This is a genomic window from Laedolimicola intestinihominis, assembly GCF_040096155.1.
In the GTDB taxonomy this organism is placed as follows: Bacteria; Bacillota; Clostridia; order Lachnospirales; family Lachnospiraceae; genus Laedolimicola; species Laedolimicola intestinihominis.
In genome coordinates, this window is record NZ_JBBMFE010000009.1 from 22,228 (window position 1) to 38,594 (window position 16,367).

15 protein-coding genes are annotated in these 16,367 nt (G+C 51.2%); 4 read left to right on the top strand and 11 right to left on the bottom strand.

All coding sequences use genetic code 11. The annotated features are described in order from the left end of the window. Positions 1-28: 28 nt before the first annotated feature. On the top strand, positions 29-433 hold the full coding sequence (locus tag WMO29_RS10360; protein WP_349164718.1) for a zinc ribbon domain-containing protein: 405 nt from the start codon (positions 29-31) through the stop codon (positions 431-433). A 51-nt stretch (positions 434-484) separates the two neighbouring features. Here the strand turns inward: WMO29_RS10360 and rlmD are convergent, their stop codons facing one another. The 3 genes from rlmD to WMO29_RS10375 form a co-directional block, all read right to left on the bottom strand. Next, on the bottom strand, positions 485-1,846 hold the full coding sequence (gene rlmD, locus WMO29_RS10365) for a 23S rRNA (uracil(1939)-C(5))-methyltransferase RlmD (protein WP_349164719.1): 1,362 nt from the start codon (positions 1,844-1,846) through the stop codon (positions 485-487). Between the two features lies 1 nt (position 1,847). Next, a complete protein-coding gene (locus WMO29_RS10370) occupies positions 1,848-2,792 on the bottom strand; it encodes an HD domain-containing protein (RefSeq protein ID WP_178039336.1) in 945 nt (314 codons plus the stop codon). Positions 2,793-2,855: 63 nt separating this feature from the next. Further along, positions 2,856-4,121 carry a PDZ domain-containing protein gene (locus tag WMO29_RS10375; RefSeq protein ID WP_178039337.1) on the bottom strand — a complete coding sequence of 422 codons (1,266 nt, stop codon included), beginning with the start codon at positions 4,119-4,121 and terminating at the stop codon, positions 2,856-2,858. 300 nt (positions 4,122-4,421) lie between these two features. On the opposite strand from WMO29_RS10375, the gene WMO29_RS10380 reads away from it, so the two are divergent. From WMO29_RS10380 to WMO29_RS10390, 3 genes are read left to right on the top strand one after another with little or no spacing between them, the layout of a single operon-like run. After that, positions 4,422-6,806: an endonuclease MutS2 gene (locus tag WMO29_RS10380; protein ID WP_349164720.1), complete on the top strand. Its 2,385-nt coding sequence runs from the start codon at positions 4,422-4,424 to the stop codon at positions 6,804-6,806. Between the two features lie 4 nt (positions 6,807-6,810). Then, positions 6,811-7,515: a response regulator gene (locus WMO29_RS10385; RefSeq protein ID WP_349164721.1), complete on the top strand. Its 705-nt coding sequence runs from the start codon at positions 6,811-6,813 to the stop codon at positions 7,513-7,515. A gap of 6 nt (positions 7,516-7,521) precedes the next feature. Further along, positions 7,522-8,952 carry a HAMP domain-containing sensor histidine kinase gene (locus WMO29_RS10390; protein ID WP_349164777.1) on the top strand — a complete coding sequence of 477 codons (1,431 nt, stop codon included), beginning with the start codon at positions 7,522-7,524 and terminating at the stop codon, positions 8,950-8,952. A 63-nt stretch (positions 8,953-9,015) separates the two neighbouring features. Here WMO29_RS10390 and WMO29_RS10395 read toward each other — a convergent pair whose 3' ends face one another. From WMO29_RS10395 to WMO29_RS10430, 8 genes are all read right to left on the bottom strand, one after another. Continuing rightward, positions 9,016-9,621 (bottom strand): SIS domain-containing protein, encoded by a 606-nt coding sequence (locus WMO29_RS10395; RefSeq protein ID WP_349164722.1) that lies wholly within the window; start codon positions 9,619-9,621, stop codon positions 9,016-9,018. A 2-nt stretch (positions 9,622-9,623) separates the two neighbouring features. Continuing rightward, positions 9,624-10,133 (bottom strand): HD domain-containing protein, encoded by a 510-nt coding sequence (locus tag WMO29_RS10400; protein WP_349164723.1) that lies wholly within the window; start codon positions 10,131-10,133, stop codon positions 9,624-9,626. An 11-nt stretch (positions 10,134-10,144) separates the two neighbouring features. Beyond that, on the bottom strand, positions 10,145-10,930 hold the full coding sequence (locus tag WMO29_RS10405; protein ID WP_178039342.1) for an SDR family oxidoreductase: 786 nt from the start codon (positions 10,928-10,930) through the stop codon (positions 10,145-10,147). A 3-nt stretch (positions 10,931-10,933) separates the two neighbouring features. Next, on the bottom strand, positions 10,934-11,893 hold the full coding sequence (locus tag WMO29_RS10410; protein ID WP_349164724.1) for an ABC transporter permease: 960 nt from the start codon (positions 11,891-11,893) through the stop codon (positions 10,934-10,936). 14 nt (positions 11,894-11,907) lie between these two features. Further along, positions 11,908-12,861, bottom strand: coding sequence for an ABC transporter permease (locus WMO29_RS10415; protein ID WP_178039344.1), 954 nt, complete (start codon positions 12,859-12,861; stop codon positions 11,908-11,910). A gap of 3 nt (positions 12,862-12,864) precedes the next feature. Continuing rightward, positions 12,865-14,367: a sugar ABC transporter ATP-binding protein gene (locus tag WMO29_RS10420; RefSeq protein ID WP_349164725.1), complete on the bottom strand. Its 1,503-nt coding sequence runs from the start codon at positions 14,365-14,367 to the stop codon at positions 12,865-12,867. A gap of 94 nt (positions 14,368-14,461) precedes the next feature. Next, positions 14,462-15,538, bottom strand: coding sequence for a substrate-binding domain-containing protein (locus tag WMO29_RS10425; protein ID WP_178039346.1), 1,077 nt, complete (start codon positions 15,536-15,538; stop codon positions 14,462-14,464). A gap of 232 nt (positions 15,539-15,770) precedes the next feature. Further along, complete coding sequence (locus WMO29_RS10430; protein WP_349164726.1) at positions 15,771-16,367, bottom strand: SIS domain-containing protein; 597 nt, start codon at positions 16,365-16,367, stop codon at positions 15,771-15,773.

Below are 16,367 nucleotides of genomic sequence, written 5' to 3' on the forward strand. Positions count from 1 at the left end.
AAACTACTATGGAAGGACAAAATAAACCATGTTTTTTATCTGTGGAATCAACCAGGAACAGAAGGATCTGGGAAGCTTCGGACCCTATATCTGCGGGGCCTGCGGAAGCTATGGGCGGTATCAGGTTTACATAACCTATATGTGTCTGAGCCTGTTTTTCATTCCGATTTTTAAATGGAGTAAAAAGTACTACGTACAGACCACCTGCTGCCAGAGTCTGTATGTGCTGGATCCGGAGATCGGAAAACGGATTCAGCGTGGGGAACCCGTAGATATCCGCCCGGAGGACATGACTCTGATCCAGCGCGGAACCAACGGCTATCGCGGCTGGCAGAATCCACCATGCCGTCACGTCTGCCCGGCCTGTGGGTATGAGACAGAGGAAGATTTCGCGTACTGCCCCAAGTGCGGGACGCGGATGGAAGATCGCTAAAACAGTGAACGGGATAGCGCACCCCTTATGAAGTGTCCTATCCCGTCCTTTTTATTTCCTGCGGACCAGAAGCCCTACATTCTCCACTCCCGCCGTCTGCGGGAACATATCCACCGGCTGCACCTTCGTAAGCTCATAGCTTCCGTCCGCGCAGAGGAGCTTCAGATCCCGGGCGAAGGTGGCCGGGTCGCAGCTCACATAGACAATGCGCTCCGGGGCCATGGCAAGCATGGTCTCAAGACAGGCGCTGTCACAGCCCTTCCGGGGCGGATCGATGACAATAACGTCCGCGTGAATGCCTTCTTTTTCATATTTCTCAGGCAGAACCTCTTCTGCCTTGCCCAGATAAAATTCCACATTGGAGATACCGTTTAGCTCGGCGTTGTGCTTCGCGTCCTCCACGGCCTGGGGCACGATTTCCACGCCGTAGACCTTTTTCGCGCTCCGGGCCAGAAACAGGGAAATGGTTCCGATGCCGCAGTAGAGCTCCCAGACCGTCTCCTGACCGGATAGGCCTGCATATTCCAGAGCGGTACGGTACAGCTTCTCGGTCTGCACCGGATTTACCTGGTAAAAGGACAGGGGCGAAATCCGATAACTGATATCGCCGATTTTGTCCGTGATATAGGTCTGACCGCGTACCGGAATGATCTCATCGCCCAAAATCACGTTGGTGTTCTTCTGATTTACATTCAGGGTCAGACTGGTCATGCCCGGAATCATAAAGAGGCGGTCCGCCAGCTTCTCGATTTGCGGAAATTTTCGGCCATTGATAACCAGGCTTACCATAATTTCGCCGGTGGCGAAGCCTTTCCGGATCAGCACATGGCGCAAAAGTCCCTTTCCGGTATTCTCATCGTACGGCTCGATGTGATGCTCATTCAGAAAATCGAGAATCATTTTCAATATAGTCTGATTCTCCCGGATTCCCAGAGCACAGTCCGTCTCCGGCACGATGCTGTGGGTGCGGCCCGCGTAGAAGCCGGTCACGATACGGCCCTCCTTGTCCTTTCCGAATGGAAACTGGGCCTTATTGCGGTAGCGGTAGGGCTCGTCCATGCCCAGGACCGGACCCACCGGGGGATCGATGAAACCACCCAGGCGCTTTAGATCCTCGCGCACCTTTTCTTCTTTATATAAGAGCTGTTTTTCATAAGAAAGCCCCTGAATCTGACAGCCGCCGCAGCGTCGGTGCTGGGCGCACCGGGGCTCCTCCCGATCGGGAGACGGCTCCAGAAGCTCTACAAGCCTCGCAAAAGCATAGGTCTTTTTTACTTTCGTCAGACTGACCCGCGCCTTATCTCCGGGAAAGGTATCTTTTACAAAAAGGGGATAGCCATCCATTTTGCCTATCCCCTCTCCTGCGCTTCCCATCGATTCGATTGTCACTTCCACCAAATCGTTCTTTTTCAACTTAAACCTCCGTCTTACGCAGATTAGACTCGAAGAACCGGTTGTAACCAAGCCAGCCCATATTGGTACCTGCTGCCTTGAAGATCTCCTTCATGGTCTCCATCTTCGCGTCTGTATTGTCCGCCAGATTCAGCGCCATAGCCTCGGCCAGAGCCGGTTTCTTCGGGGAGCCGTACTCCAGCTCGCCGTGATGGGCCAGGATGCAGTGCTTCAATTCATTTTCCAGCTTCTTTGGGAAGCCCGGAATCTGATGCGCCCGCTCGGCTACCATCTCGCTGCCCATGGCGATATGGCCCAGCAGCTGTCCCTCATCTGTGTAATCATTTTCCGGAAACTCGGAAAGCTCATAGACCTTGCCGATATCGTGGCACATGGCTGCTGTATACAATAAATCCCGGTTCAGATAGGTATAATTCTGTACATAATACTCGCAGAGCTTCGTTACATTTAACGTATGCTCCAACAGGCCGCCCACGAAGCTATGATGCACGGTCTTGGCCGCGGAATGGAACTTGAAGCCCTTGATAAATTCCGCATCATCCACGAACAGGCTCTTTAAGAGCGCCCGCAGATGGGGTTCCTGCACCTGATTGGCGTAGCCCATCAGTTCCTGATACATTTCTTCTATATCCCGCTCGCTGACCGGCAGGTAATCCGCCGGATTGTACTCGCCCTCCCGGGCCTTTCTGACGCGCTTTACGTTCAGCTGCAGCGCGCCCTGAAAGCTGGTGGCATCCGCCATAATATCAATATAGTCCATCGCTTCAAAATCATCGATCCCCTGAGAATTGGGATCCCAGATCTTGGCGTCCACCGTGCCTGTCTTATCCTGCAGAATCAGGTTTTCGTATGTTTTTCCATTTTTTGTAACCGCAGACTGACGCTGCTTGCACAGATAGATACCGGAAATGCGCTCGCCTTCCCGGATAGTCTCAATATATTTCATCTTTCATACTCTCCTCATAAATTCGTAACTGTCCGTAGCTGTTCCGTACATTCATTCAACGCACTATTTTAACACATCCAGCTTCACACTGCACGCAATTTCTTTATATTCTTCTTTGCCCTGGCGCATGACCTTCACCTGGATCACCTGATCCTTGGAGAATTTCAGCAGCATTTCCTGAATCTCCGTCACGCTCGCAACAGCCTTCCCACTGATCTCGATGATCACATCGCCCGCCTGCAGACCGCCGTTCAGGGCCGGGGAATCCGGCTCCACATCGGACACGTAGACGCCCGTGGGAATGCCCTGGCTCTCCGCGATCTCCGCCGTTACCTGGCTGCCCTTGATGCCCATGTACACCAGATCCTGGCTGTTAGACAGATGCTCAATGACTGCCTTCATATCGGAAATGGCATAGGCCGTCAGGGCTCGTTCATTGGATGCATGGAGATAGGTGTCCTCAATAAGGCCGATGACCTGTCCGTCCAGATTCACCAGCACGCCGGTACCGCCGTCGGAACGCTCCATATCGGTAATCAGAAGCCGGTATTCGCCGTCGATAACGCTGGTCTTATGGCCCGGCGCCACCAGATTGCCGAATTTCAGGGAACCGGCAAAGCCTGCGGGACTGCCCACGGCAATGACGCTGTCGCCCGCCTTCACACTCTTGGAGCTGCCCAGATCCGCGATTTTTACCACTTCCATGGTGCCCTCGTCCACCGCTGCCAGATTCACGCTCACAATAGCCATATCGGTTACCCGGTCATAATTCTTCAGGACCGCATCCTGACTTTTTCCATCCACAAAAGTGACCTGAAGCTTGCTTGCGTCCTTCACCGGCTCGTAAGGCGTCAGAATCAGAAGCTCCACGCCGTTATTGCCCACCAGAAGACCGCTGATCTCCCGACGACTCTCATAGGTCTCGTTGAACCAGTCGGTGTCGCTGCTGGCTGCCGTCACGGTCACTAAGCTCTTATTTACCTCGCCGGCTACGGCCTTCAGCTTTGTATACAATTTCTGATAATCCGCCAATTCCAGCTCCTGGGGCTCCGTAATCACAACTGTCTCTCCGGTCGGCTCCTGGGTCACCTCGTCCGGCTCGTCGTCCCGTGGAATCGTGATCTCCGTCTTCTCCTCCTTACCAAGGGCGCGCTCCATAAACGGCTGAAGCTTCACGAACACGAAGCAGGCCACCGCGCCGCACAGAGCCGCCACCAACAGCCAGTAGCAGAGCTGGCGGAACCGTCTGGTCTGGTAAAAGGGCTGTTTTTTTATCTTTTCTTTTACAAAGGAAAATTCTTCATCGTTTGATTTTCTTTCTTCTGCCATAGAAACCCTCCGAAGCCAATAAGGAGAGTTTGGGACCGAGTCCCAAACTTGGATATCACGAATTGCTCCGCCTTACGGCTCCCGCAATTCTACGCCCATTCGGAATCCGCAGATTTGCTCCGCAAATCGCTACTTCCTCATGTGCGGCGGCTTCCAAAGAGAAAGTCCTTATCATGCAAGCATGAACGGCCTTCCTCCTTGTAACCCTTGATATCCATATTTTAATACATTTTTACAGGAGTGTCCACATATAAAAACCCTCTTTTCATTCTATCCAAAGTGCGGTATACTTTGGGTATTATGAATAGAAAAGCTTATCACACACTGGAATTTTATAAAATCATTGAGCGTCTGGCTTCCGAGGCGGGAAGCGCAGGCGGACGCAAACGCTGTATGGAACTTACCCCCATGCAGGATCTGGCGGCGATTACGGCCGCACAACAGGAGACTGAGGACGCGCTCACAAGACTATACCGAAGAGGCGGCGTGGGCTTCTCCGGCACTAGGGACGTACGCGCTTCCCTGAAGCGTCTGGAAATCGGAAGCACCTTAAATATCCCGGAGCTTCTGGATATCTGCTCTCTTCTGGAGACAGCGGCCCGGGCGAAGCAGTATGCCCGGCAGAATGAGGGACGGGAGGAAGATCCGGATTCCCTCGATCCACTTTTTGACGCGCTGGAGCCCTGTACCCAGCTCTCCGGCGAAATCCGCCGCTGTATTCTCTCGGAGGATGAGATAAGCGACGACGCCAGCCCTGCCCTGCACCATGTACGCCGCTCCATTCTGGCGGCCAACGACAAGATTCATTCGACCTTGTCCGGCATGGTCAATGGCTCCGCGCGGACTTATCTGCAGGATGCTGTCATTACCCAGCGAAATGGCCGCTACTGTATCCCGGTCAAGGCCGAATACCGCAGCCAGGTGCCCGGCATGATTCACGACCAGTCCTCCACCGGTTCCACCCTGTTCGTGGAGCCCATGGCCGTCGTTAAACTGAATAATGATTTGAAGGAATTATACCTGAAGGAGCAGGAGGAAATCGAGCATGTACTGGAAGCCTTAAGCAACCAGACCGCGTTCTGTACTGAGGAGTTGGACCAGGACTACGATATCCTGACCACCCTCGACTTCATTTTCGCCAAAGCCAAGCTGGCTAAAAATATGAAGGCCACCCGCCCCCGCTTCAACGAAAAACGGCAGATCTATATTAAGGAAGGCCGTCACCCGCTGCTGGATCCGAAGAAGGTGGTCCCTGTCACCATCCGTCTGGGACAGGACTTTGATCTGCTCATCGTTACCGGTCCCAATACCGGCGGTAAAACGGTATCCCTGAAAACCACCGGCCTTCTGACCCTGATGGGACAGGCCGGACTCCATATTCCCGCCGCCCAGAATTCTGAACTGGCCGTCTTCGACAACGTGTACGCAGATATCGGCGACGAGCAGAGCATTGAGCAGTCCTTAAGTACTTTCTCGTCCCATATGACCAATATCATCCGGATTCTGAACGAGGCTTCTTTAAATTCATTGGTGCTTTTCGACGAGCTCTGCGCCGGAACCGACCCCACCGAGGGTGCGGCCCTGGCTATCGCGATTCTGTCCCATTTGCATAAAATGGGCATCCGCACCATGGCCACCACCCATTACAGCGAGCTGAAGGTCTTTGCCCTCTCTGCTGACGGCGTGGAAAATGCCTGCTGCGAATTCGACGTGGAGACCTTAAGCCCCACCTATCGGCTTCTCATCGGTATTCCCGGCAAGAGCAATGCCTTTGCCATCTCTAGGAAGCTGGGGCTGCCCGACTTCCTCATCGAGGACGCGAAAGGCCACTTAAGCGAGCAAAATGAGAGCTTTGAGGATCTCTTATCTGATCTGGAGAGCAGCCGCCGCACCATCGAGCTGGAGCAGGCGGAGATTCAGGAGCATAAAGAAGAGATCCGCTCTCTCCGGGAAGCCTTGGAGAAAAAGCAGGAGAAGCTGGAAGCCCAGCGCGACCGCATCTTACGGGAGGCTAACGAGCAGGCACGACAGGTTTTGCAGGAGGCCAAGGATTATGCCGATGAGACCATGAAGAATTTCCATAAGTTTGGCAAGGCTAACATTTCCGCAAGCGAGATGGAGGCAGAACGCGCCAAGCTACGGGAGCGCATGAAGAAGACCGAGAAGGCCATGGCCAAAGATGTGGCAAAGAAGCCGAAGAAGGTGCTGAAAGCTTCCGACCTGCACCTGGGCGATACCGTAAAGGTACTGAGCCTGAACCTGCAGGGCACCGTCAGCACCCTGCCCGACGCCCGGGGCAATCTCTATGTGCAGATGGGTATCCTGCGTTCGCAGGTGAAGCTCACCGATCTGGAGCTGGTGGAGGAGGCTGTCATCACCGCCAAGCAGTTCCAGCGCACCAGCGCAGGCAAGATTAAGATGAGCAAGTCTGCCAGCGTCAGCACCGAGATCAACCTTATCGGCATGACTGTAGACGAGGCTCTGGCCCATCTGGATAAATATCTGGACGACGCTTATCTGGCTCATCTTCCTTCCGTTCGCATCGTACACGGAAAAGGCACCGGAGCGCTCCGGAAGGCCGTACAGGGACTCTTAAAGCGCAACAAATACGTGAAATCCTACCGCCTGGGCGAGTTCGGCGAGGGCGACGCAGGCGTTACGATTGCAACCTTTAAACAGGAGTAGAAGAATGGTAGCAAAACAGAAAATTCTCATCGTCGACGACGATAACAATATTGCAGAGCTGATTTCTCTGTATCTGACCAAAGAATGCTATGAGACCATGATTGTAAATGACGGCGAGGAGGCCCTGAAGGTTTTCGATACCTTCAAGCCCCAGCTGATTCTGCTGGATCTGATGCTGCCTGGCATCGACGGCTATCAGGTCTGCAGAGAGATCCGCGCCAAGTCCAACACGCCGATCATCATGCTGTCTGCCAAGGGCGAAGTCTTTGACAAAGTTCTCGGCCTTGAGCTGGGCGCAGACGACTACATCATCAAGCCCTTTGATTCCAAAGAGCTGGTAGCCCGGGTTAAGGCCGTGCTCCGACGGTATCAGCCTGTGAAGCCTGTGGAAACCTCCGCGCCTGCCGCCAAGATCGTGGAATACCCGGATCTGGTCATCAACCAGACCAATTATTCCGTGCTCTATCAGGGCAGGCCCGTGGATATGCCGCCCAAGGAGCTGGAGCTTCTGTATTTTCTGGCTTCCTCTCCCAATCAGGTGTTTACCAGAGAGCAGCTTCTCGACCACATCTGGGGCTACGAGTATATCGGCGACACCCGTACCGTGGACGTCCACATCAAGCGTCTCCGGGAGAAGATCGGAGATCATCCCAGCTGGAGTCTGACCACGGTCTGGGGCATCGGCTACAAATTTGACGTCAAAGGATAACGGATGATGAAGCACTCTCTTTACCTGAAATTCATACTGGCCTATATGATCTTCGGCTTCTTAAGCTTCTTTACCATCGCAGTATTCAGCTCCCAGATGACGCTGAATTATCTGACCGGACAGGAGGCGGAGGATCTGTATCGGGAGGCCAATTATATTTCCTCGAATTTCGTGCGGAATTATTATTCGGACGCGGCGGATTCCCGCTCCCTAAATACGATTCACTCCCATTTTCAGGCGCTTAGCACCTATCTGGGCGCTGATATCTGGCTGTTGAACACGGACGGCACGGTGCTGGTCAATTCCGCCGGCGGCTATTCCAGCGAGTCTGCCACGATCATCGAGGATTTTGATCCGACGGATATGGGCAGCAATTATTATATGATCGGCGACTTCTATGGCATGTTCCGGGAGAACACGCTCTCGGTGGCCGCGCCTGTCACCTACAATTTCAAGCCCCGGGGCTATGTGCTGATTCATCTGCCCATGTCAGTATTGACCGGGGAGCGGGATGCCCTGTTAAATATCACCTACATGACCCTGCTCTTTATTTTCGCCTTTTCCCTGTTGGTGCTGGGCGTCTTTACCTTCGCCGTGTACCGTCCTCTGCTGAAAATCACATCGGCTGCCCGGCAGTACGCAGAGGGTAATTTCTCCTACGCCCTGGAGATTACCGGGGAGGATGAGATTGGCCAGCTTGCCGCCACCCTGAACTATATGGCCCATGAGCTGGGTGAGACCGACGAATACCAGAAGAAATTTGTGGCAAATATTTCCCACGATTTCCGCTCTCCCCTGACCTCCATCAAGGGCTACGTGGAAGCGATTCTGGACGGTACCATTCCGCCGGAAATGCAGGAAAAATATCTTCGTATCGTTCTGATGGAAACGGAGCGCCTGAACAAGCTGACCAGCGGTCTTCTGACATTAAATTCCTTTGACACTAAGAAAAACCGGCTGGATATCACCGATTTCGATATCAACGCCGTCATTAAGGATACGGTAGCCTCCTTTGAGGGCCGCTGTACGGCCCGCCACATTTCCATGGAACTGCTCTTCGACGCCAGACAGCAGTTTGTGTCCGCAGATATGGGCAAAATTCAGCAGGTTATGTACAACCTTCTGGATAACGCCATCAAGTTCAGTCCGGACAATTCTGTCATCACCATCGAGACAACCCTGCGGCACGAAAAGGTATTTATCTCGGTAAAGGATCAGGGCGTCGGCATTCCCAGGAACAGCATGAAGAAAATCTGGGAGCGCTTCTACAAGACTGATTCCTCCCGGGGCAAAGACAAAAAGGGCACCGGCCTGGGACTGTCTATCGTGAAAGAGATTATCGCATCCCATGGGGAGCATATCAACGCCATTTCCACGGAAGGCGTAGGGACAGAGTTTATCTTTACGCTGCCAAGGGTGCATACAGAAGAAGAGTAAAGAAAAAGGGCGCCACACATCCAAAGCAGAATGGGCAACGCTCTTTTCCGGGATTTTCGGTTATTACAGTTCTTTTCGCAGGATGTCTCCCACTCCGCCACCGGTATGAATCAGATAAAACTCTTCCTTTGTATACCCTGTTTCCTCCATGGCCGTAAAGGCGATGGCATCAAAAGCGGAAATAGAAGCCAGGGTGCTGGCAGAGGAGATGATTCCCCATTTATCCGGCTCCCGGTCAATTTTAATTTTCAGTACGATATCCACCGCCTGACCCAGCTTGGAGTTTTCATTCTCTGTCACACCAATGACCGTCAGGCCCTTTTTCTGTGCCGCCGGAATGTAATTCAGAATCTCCTGGGTATTGCCGCTTTTACTCAGCAGAATCAGAATATCGCCCTGCTGCATCGCCCCCAGACCTCCGTGGATGGAGTCTGCCGGAGACAGGAAGAATGCGGGAATCTCCACAACTGAAAGCGTGTGGGCAATCCGCTTCGCCGCCTGTCCTGCCGTTCCGCATCCGGCCAAAATAACCTTCTTACTGTTCTTCTTTACCTGGCACAGCAATTCGGTAATCTGGGACATCACATTGTAATCTACTCGTTCTGCTACTTTACGAATCGTCTCCGCTTCGTCTATCATGACCTGTTTCAAACGTTCTTTTCTGTCCATAATTATTCTCCCAGCTTCAGACCACTCTGCAGGCTTAAGAGGCGGATGCCCGAGGGCGTCCGGAACACGTTTCTGCAGAAGGCCTCTATCGTCTCACTTTTCTTCTGTCCCTCATAGGAATTTACCAGGAAATCCGCCTCCAGAAGAATCTGATAATCGATTCCTTTCACATTCGTATAAGTATGATGATGACCTACCAGGAAGCTTACACGGGAAATCAATTCTGCGTCGTAGCCAAGCTCCGTCAGCATTTTCTCCGCCAGTGCCGGCCCCTCTTCCTCCTGATGCTTTCCTGTGCAGTTCCCATATTTTTCCAGGCAAACTTTAATACCGATGTCATGAACGATAGCCGCCGTCTCCAGAATCTCCTGAGTCCGTTCATCCAGTTCTTCCATCTTTCCTATCTGCCGCGCGAAGCCCCACACCTTCAAAAAATGCTGGATCCGCATGGGATCTCCACGATCAAATTCCATCATGGTTTCCAGAAGCTTTACCTGCTTTGTTTCGTCCATAACACAGCTCCTTATAACAGAATCGGTGACTCATACAGCTTCTCCGGCATACGGATCTGCACGCAGCCGCCGTCTACCGCCAGGGTTTCACCGGTAATGCCGTCACTCTCCCCGCTTGCCAGAAATAATACCGCCGGAGCGATTTTTTCTGCTGTGTTTAATTCAGGAAGCGCGCCCATCAGGCGGAAGCTCTCCAACACATGGGCCGGTCGTTTCTCGTTATTGGTCACGGTCGTACCAGGCGCTACCGCATTGACATAGATTTCATGGGGTCCCAGCTCCAGAGCCATAGCACGGGTCAGATTTACAACTGCCGCCTTAGCCGCGCAGTACACGCTCATGCCTCGCTCTCCGTAATAAGCTGCCGTAGATGCAATATGTATGATCTTGCCCTTCTTTTTTTCATCAATCATATCTTGTGACACAGCCTGGCTTAAAAAATATACGGACTCGATATAATCGCTGAAGCCCTTGCGGAAATCCGCCCGGTTCGTCTCCAGGAATGGCTGTCCCTTCCACCAGGCTGCGTTATTAACCAGAATATCGATCCCGCCGAAAACTTCCTTCATCCGTTTCAGAAGCACCTCCGGCGCATCCTCCGCATAGAGGTCACAAAGTGTATACTCTGCCTTTCCTCCCTTTTCACGGATCTCCTTTACCACCGCTTCACAGCGCTCTGCATTTCGTCCCATAACCATAACCAAAGCGCCTTCTGCCGCGAACAGCTTTGCTGTCTCATACCCGATGCCGCTGCTGCTTCCTGTAATCAGGGCAGCCTTTCCTTCCAGACGTCCCATAGGCTATACCTTCTTCTTCCCTTTACTGTAAATACTTACCATTGCCTGCGCCATAATAACGATGAGGAGTACAGAACCGACTACTACGTCAGACCACACTGCGCTCAGTACATTCTGCATACTGAAGATATTGGAGAAGGAGGACATAATCAGGGTTCCGATAAAGGTTCCGGACACCTTACCCACGCCTCCGGTCAGCTTCGCGCCGCCCAGTACAACTGCTGCGATAGCGTACATCTCATAGCCGGTTCCGGCCAGCGGAGAGGCTACGCCTACACGGGAGGTATAAATCATACCGCCGATACAGGTCAGCACGCTACAGATAACATGGGCAGTAATCATGGTCTTCGGTACGCTGACGCCCATCATATTGGCCGCTTCCAGATTACCGCCTACGATGTACATAGAGCGTCCGATAAACCGACGGTTTAATACATAAGCCGCAATCAGGGTAGCGATGATAAAAAGAATCAACGGCAACGGAACTATATTACTAAAGGTCAGCCGGCCAAGAGCCAATACCGGGAATGGAATACTTGCTACCTTGTAGGTCGTCTGATCGCAGAACATCTGCACCAGTCCGCGGACAAACATCTGTGTCGCCAGGGTGGCGATAAAGGCCGGAATCGAAAGCTTCTCAACCAGAAGTCCGTTCACTAGACCTACCACTGCGCCTGCCAGAAGCGGAACCACGAAGGCCAGAACAATATTGTACTGGGACAGGTTCAGCATCAGATAGCCGGAGAGGGCAAATACCGAAGCCACACTCAAATCGATGGAACCACAGAGTACCACAAAGGTCATTCCGATTCCGATAAAGCCCATCAGGCTGGCAGAACGGAGCAGGTTTGTCAGGTTTTCCGGTGAGACGAAGGTTCTCTGTACACAGACACCCACCAGAAGTACAATCAGAAGACCCACCAACGCGATATTATTGCTGAAAAATGATTTTGCCTTGTTCATGTTTGTCTCCCTCCTTATTTTGAGCGCTTTCCTATTCCGTGGAAATACAGAGCCGCCAGAACAATGCAGGCCTTCAACATCAGAGTTACCGGATAAGATACGTTGTTCATATTGCACATCATAGTAATCAGCTGAAGCACAAACGTACCGCATACGGTTCCGATGATGTTCGGATAGCCTCCGTCAATGGGAGTTCCGCCAATCAGCGTTGCCGCAATAGCGTCGATCTCCATATCCGTTCCGATGGTAGACGGATGGGCGCTGGATACGACTACCGCCTCCAGCATACCTGCCGCCCAGGCCAGTGCGCCTGTGATGGCGTAGCAGAAAATAACGATTTTCACTGTATTGATACCACAGTTTCTCGCAGCCACCGGATTGTTGCCGTAAGCCTCGATTCTGGCTCCCAGCTTCATTTTATTAACCAGGATGTATACAACTGCCACTGCAATGATTACGATAAAGAAATGAACCGGAATATGTCCAAATATCGGCTGCGTAAAAAGCTTTGTCAGGTTCGGGGCCGTATAGGTAACATTCGCCGCGCCGCTGATTCCCTTTGCCATACCGCGCATGATATAGCGCAAAGCCAGGGTAGCCACCATGGGCAGAATCGCAAGCTTCGAAACCGCCACGCCCGCCAGACAGCCAAAAGCGACAACCAGTAAAATCGAAAAAATAATCAAGGCCGGAGACTGGTGTACAATTCCCAACGCCGCCAGCACGGAACCCAGCGCCATGGCAGAGCCTACGGAAATATCGATACCACCGGTAGCGATAACCAGCGACATACCCAGAGACACGAGACATACTCTCGATACCTGTTTAAAAAAGTTGTTGAACGTAATCCAGCTCAGGAAATTATTCGTAGCCACGATATTAAAAACCAGCAGCACCAGGAATAAAATCAGAGCAATATTCTTTTTAAAGAATACCAAATCGAACTTGATGCCCTTCTCTTTTGTCATCTCTTATTTCTCCTTTCCTGTAGCAATGGTTTCCATAATACTCTTTTCCGAAATGTCTCCTCCGGACAATTCACCCATAGCCTTGCCATCACGGAGTACCAGAATCCGGTCGCAGTTGCGGACAAGCTCTGCCATCTCAGAGGAGATAAACAACACGCTGATACCGTTGGCTGAGAAATCATGAATCAGCTTCTCAATCTCTGCCTTCGCTCCTACGTCAATGCCTCGAGTCGGCTCATCCAGGATAATCAGCTTCGGATGAATTGCCATCCACCGGGACAAGATAACCTTCTGCTGATTTCCACCGGACAGATTCTTGATCAGCTGCTCCCCACTGGGTGTTTTGATCAGAAGCTTCTGAATGTAATCGTCTGAAAGCTGTTTTCTCTTTTTGGAATTGATGAAACCACCCTTTGTCAGATTATCCAGGGAACAAATGGTCAAATTGTTCTGTACGGTTACATCCGGGAAAATACCCTCCTCACGGCGATTCTCTGTACAGAAGGCCAGGCCCGCTTTGATAGCGTCCTCCGGGGATTTAATCTTTACCTGCTTGCCTTCCACATAGATTTCTCCGGAATCTGGATGGTCACAGCCAAAGATAATGCGGGCTGTCTCCGTACGTCCTGCGCCCAGAAGACCTGCCAGGCCCAGAATCTCTCCCTTTTTAATATGAAAGCTTACATCGTTTACATAGGGCACCCGGATCAGGTTTTTAACCTCCAGGACGTCCTCTTTATCACTGAAGTCACGGATCGGAAGGGTTCTTTCCAGCTTAACCTCTTTCTTTCCGAGCATAGTTTTCAATAACTCATATTCTGACAGCTCCTCCGTCTTCCAGGTGCCCATATAATGGCCGTCCTTCAGTACGGTGATTCTGTCACATTTCTTATAGACCTCATCCAGCCTGTGGGAAATAAAAATCATGGATACCCCTTTTGCTTTCATCTTGTCCATGATTCCAAAAAGGATTTCTACCTCGTTAGTATCCAGGGAAGATGTGGGCTCATCCATAATCAGAAGCTTACAGTTGAAGTTTACCGCACGAATGATGGAAATAATCTGCTGCTTTGCGGTACTGTAATTATTTAAGGTTTTCTTTACATCAATATCGATTCCCACTTCATCAATCAGAGCCTGCGCATCCTCATGCATCTTTTTCCAGTCAATTCCTGATTGATTATAAGGATAATGTCCCAGGAAAATGTTTTCGCTGACTGTCAGATAAGGAATCATGTTCAGCTCCTGGTAAATGGTGCTGACTCCCGCTTTCTGCGCGCTCTGTACCGTCGTAAATTTTCTCTCCTCATGGTCAAAAATAATCTGGCCGGCATCTGCTTTATAAAGACCTGTTAATATTTTAATGAGCGTTGATTTTCCGGCTCCATTTTCTCCCATCAGGGCATGAATTTCACCTTTCTCTACGGAAAATTCAATATTGTCAAGCGCTCTTACTCCTGCAAATTCTTTTGTCAATCCATGTACTTCCAATATATTTTCGCTCATACGTCCGCTCCTCTTTATGATAAGAGACTGCTGCAGCACAGCAGTCTCTTTTTCATCAAATTTTCCTCGTCAGAGGTGTGCCGATTACCAGCTCTTAGAATCCTAAATCGTAGTTTTCATCTACATTTGTTGCATCTACCGGTACATCCTCGATAGCATAGAAGGTATCCAGCTTCTCGCCTGCCATACCAGCTTCGATTCCGTCGAATACTTCGTCTGCGAACTTCGGTGTGCAGGTGATGGTTGCGGAAATAGTTCCGGCCTTGATTGCGTCGAAGGTCTCATACATTCCGTCTACACCAATGATGTATACATCTTCGTTAATCTTAAGTCCTGCGGACTGGCAAGCCAGAGATACACCAAGTGCCATCTCGTCGTTGTGGCAGTAGAATACGTCAATGTCGCCGCCTGTGGACTGAAGAACGTTCGCTGCTACCTCCTGTGCCTCTGTACGGGAGAAGTTTGCTGTCTGCTGTACTACGAAGTCAAAATTGCCCTTCTCCTCTGCTACTGCATGGAATCCATCGGAACGGTCACGCACGTCGGTACCACCCAGGATACCCTGAATCTCTGCTACCTTAATGGTATCCAGTCCCTTATCGGTGCAAGCCTTATATGCCCACTCGCCTGCATACCGGCCCTCAGCTACGAAGTCAGATGAATAGAAGGTTACGTAATCAACGCCCGGTGTGCCGTTGGAGCCTCTCGCCTTCATGATAACCGGAACTCCTTTTTCCTTACACTTATCAAGTGCAGGCTGGATAGCGTCTCCGTCAACTGCGGTGATTACAATTACGTTACATCCCTGTGCCAGAAGAGACTCTACATCGGAAAGCTGCTGCTCGCTGTCGCCCTCTGCGTTTACGATGGTGATCTTGTAGCCACGCTCGTCTGCTGCTCTCTGCATATCCTCGCTCTCTACGGTACGCCAGGTGCTTGCCAGGTCTGCCTGGGAATATCCTACATAAAGCTCGTCCTTAGACGGCCATTTCCACTCTGTAGCCTCTGTGGAAGCTGCTGTGTCCTTGCTCTCTGCTGCATCTGTTGTTGTCTCGGTTGAGCTGCTGTCTGTTGTAGTGCTTCCGCCTTCCATGGATGCGCCGCCACATGCTGCCAGGGAGCATGTAATGGTCAGGGAAAGAAGTAATGCTGCCGCTTTTCTCAATTTCATAAATTTTACCTCCACTTTTGTTAATCCTTTTTTAATTACGATCGCGCATTTGGAATTCCTTTTGCTACAATTCATTCTAGCCGTTTGAAGCATTGGAGTAAATATTCTAGTGCTTTTTTTACTATTTTGTCCTTTTAATCAGCTCTTTTTTATGCGTTTTTACTTTTTTTCAGTAATTTTTCACAGTTTTTTCATTTTCTCTGCTTCATTTTGAAGTATTTACTTCGCAGTTTTATTTCATTTCGCTGAGGCGTTTTCCCACGTCTCCGCCGGGATGGATCTTTAAGAAGCCCTTCTGGCTGAAGCCCTTCATACGGGAAATCGCGATAGCAATGGCGTCAAACACTGCCAAAGTAGCCAAAATACTGCCTGTGGCCAGCACGTTGTACTCGTCCGGTTCCTTTTCGACCTTAATTTTCAGAACCAGATCGCTCTCCTTTGCCATATAGGATTCTTCATTCTCCGTCACTGCAATCAGAAGCGCGCCGCGTTCTTTACAGGGAGCAATCATCTTATTGAGCTCTTCTGTGTGGCCGCCTTTGGAAAGCAGTACCAGGATATCATCCTTCTGTACCACGCCCATGCCGCCGTGAAGGGCGTTGGCCGGGGACAGGAACAGCGCCGGGCAGTCCACGCAGCTTAAGGTATGTTCAATTTTCTGCGCAGCAGTGCCCGATGTTCCGCAGCCTGTCAGGATCACCTTACCCTTACAGTTCAGAAACGCGTTCATGACTTTTTCGATCTGCTCCTCGGATACCGTTTTTTCCAGTTCCGCTATAATTTCGGATTCACAGCGCAATGTATGTACCACGGATTCTCTGATATTCAT

Excerpts from the sequence above, each read along its gene's own strand:
- WMO29_RS10425 (WP_178039346.1), bottom strand. The coding sequence starts at position 15,538 with ATGAAATTGAGAAAAGCGGCAGCATTACTTCTTTCCCTGACCATTACA.
- WMO29_RS10360 (WP_349164718.1), top strand. The coding sequence starts at position 29 with ATGTTTTTTATCTGTGGAATCAACCAGGAACAGAAGGATCTGGGAAGC.
- WMO29_RS10410 (WP_349164724.1), bottom strand. The coding sequence starts at position 11,893 with ATGAACAAGGCAAAATCATTTTTCAGCAATAATATCGCGTTGGTGGGT.
- WMO29_RS10380 (WP_349164720.1), top strand. The coding sequence starts at position 4,422 with ATGAATAGAAAAGCTTATCACACACTGGAATTTTATAAAATCATTGAG.
- WMO29_RS10420 (WP_349164725.1), bottom strand. The coding sequence starts at position 14,367 with ATGAGCGAAAATATATTGGAAGTACATGGATTGACAAAAGAATTTGCA.
- WMO29_RS10415 (WP_178039344.1), bottom strand. The coding sequence starts at position 12,861 with ATGACAAAAGAGAAGGGCATCAAGTTCGATTTGGTATTCTTTAAAAAG.
- WMO29_RS10400 (WP_349164723.1), bottom strand. The coding sequence starts at position 10,133 with ATGGACGAAACAAAGCAGGTAAAGCTTCTGGAAACCATGATGGAATTT.
- WMO29_RS10390 (WP_349164777.1), top strand. The coding sequence starts at position 7,522 with ATGAAGCACTCTCTTTACCTGAAATTCATACTGGCCTATATGATCTTC.
- WMO29_RS10405 (WP_178039342.1), bottom strand. The coding sequence starts at position 10,930 with ATGGGACGTCTGGAAGGAAAGGCTGCCCTGATTACAGGAAGCAGCAGC.
- WMO29_RS10375 (WP_178039337.1), bottom strand. The coding sequence starts at position 4,121 with ATGGCAGAAGAAAGAAAATCAAACGATGAAGAATTTTCCTTTGTAAAA.
- WMO29_RS10395 (WP_349164722.1), bottom strand. The coding sequence starts at position 9,621 with ATGGACAGAAAAGAACGTTTGAAACAGGTCATGATAGACGAAGCGGAG.
- WMO29_RS10385 (WP_349164721.1), top strand. The coding sequence starts at position 6,811 with ATGGTAGCAAAACAGAAAATTCTCATCGTCGACGACGATAACAATATT.
- WMO29_RS10370 (WP_178039336.1), bottom strand. The coding sequence starts at position 2,792 with ATGAAATATATTGAGACTATCCGGGAAGGCGAGCGCATTTCCGGTATC.
- WMO29_RS10430 (WP_349164726.1), bottom strand. The coding sequence starts at position 16,367 with ATGAATATCAGAGAATCCGTGGTACATACATTGCGCTGTGAATCCGAA.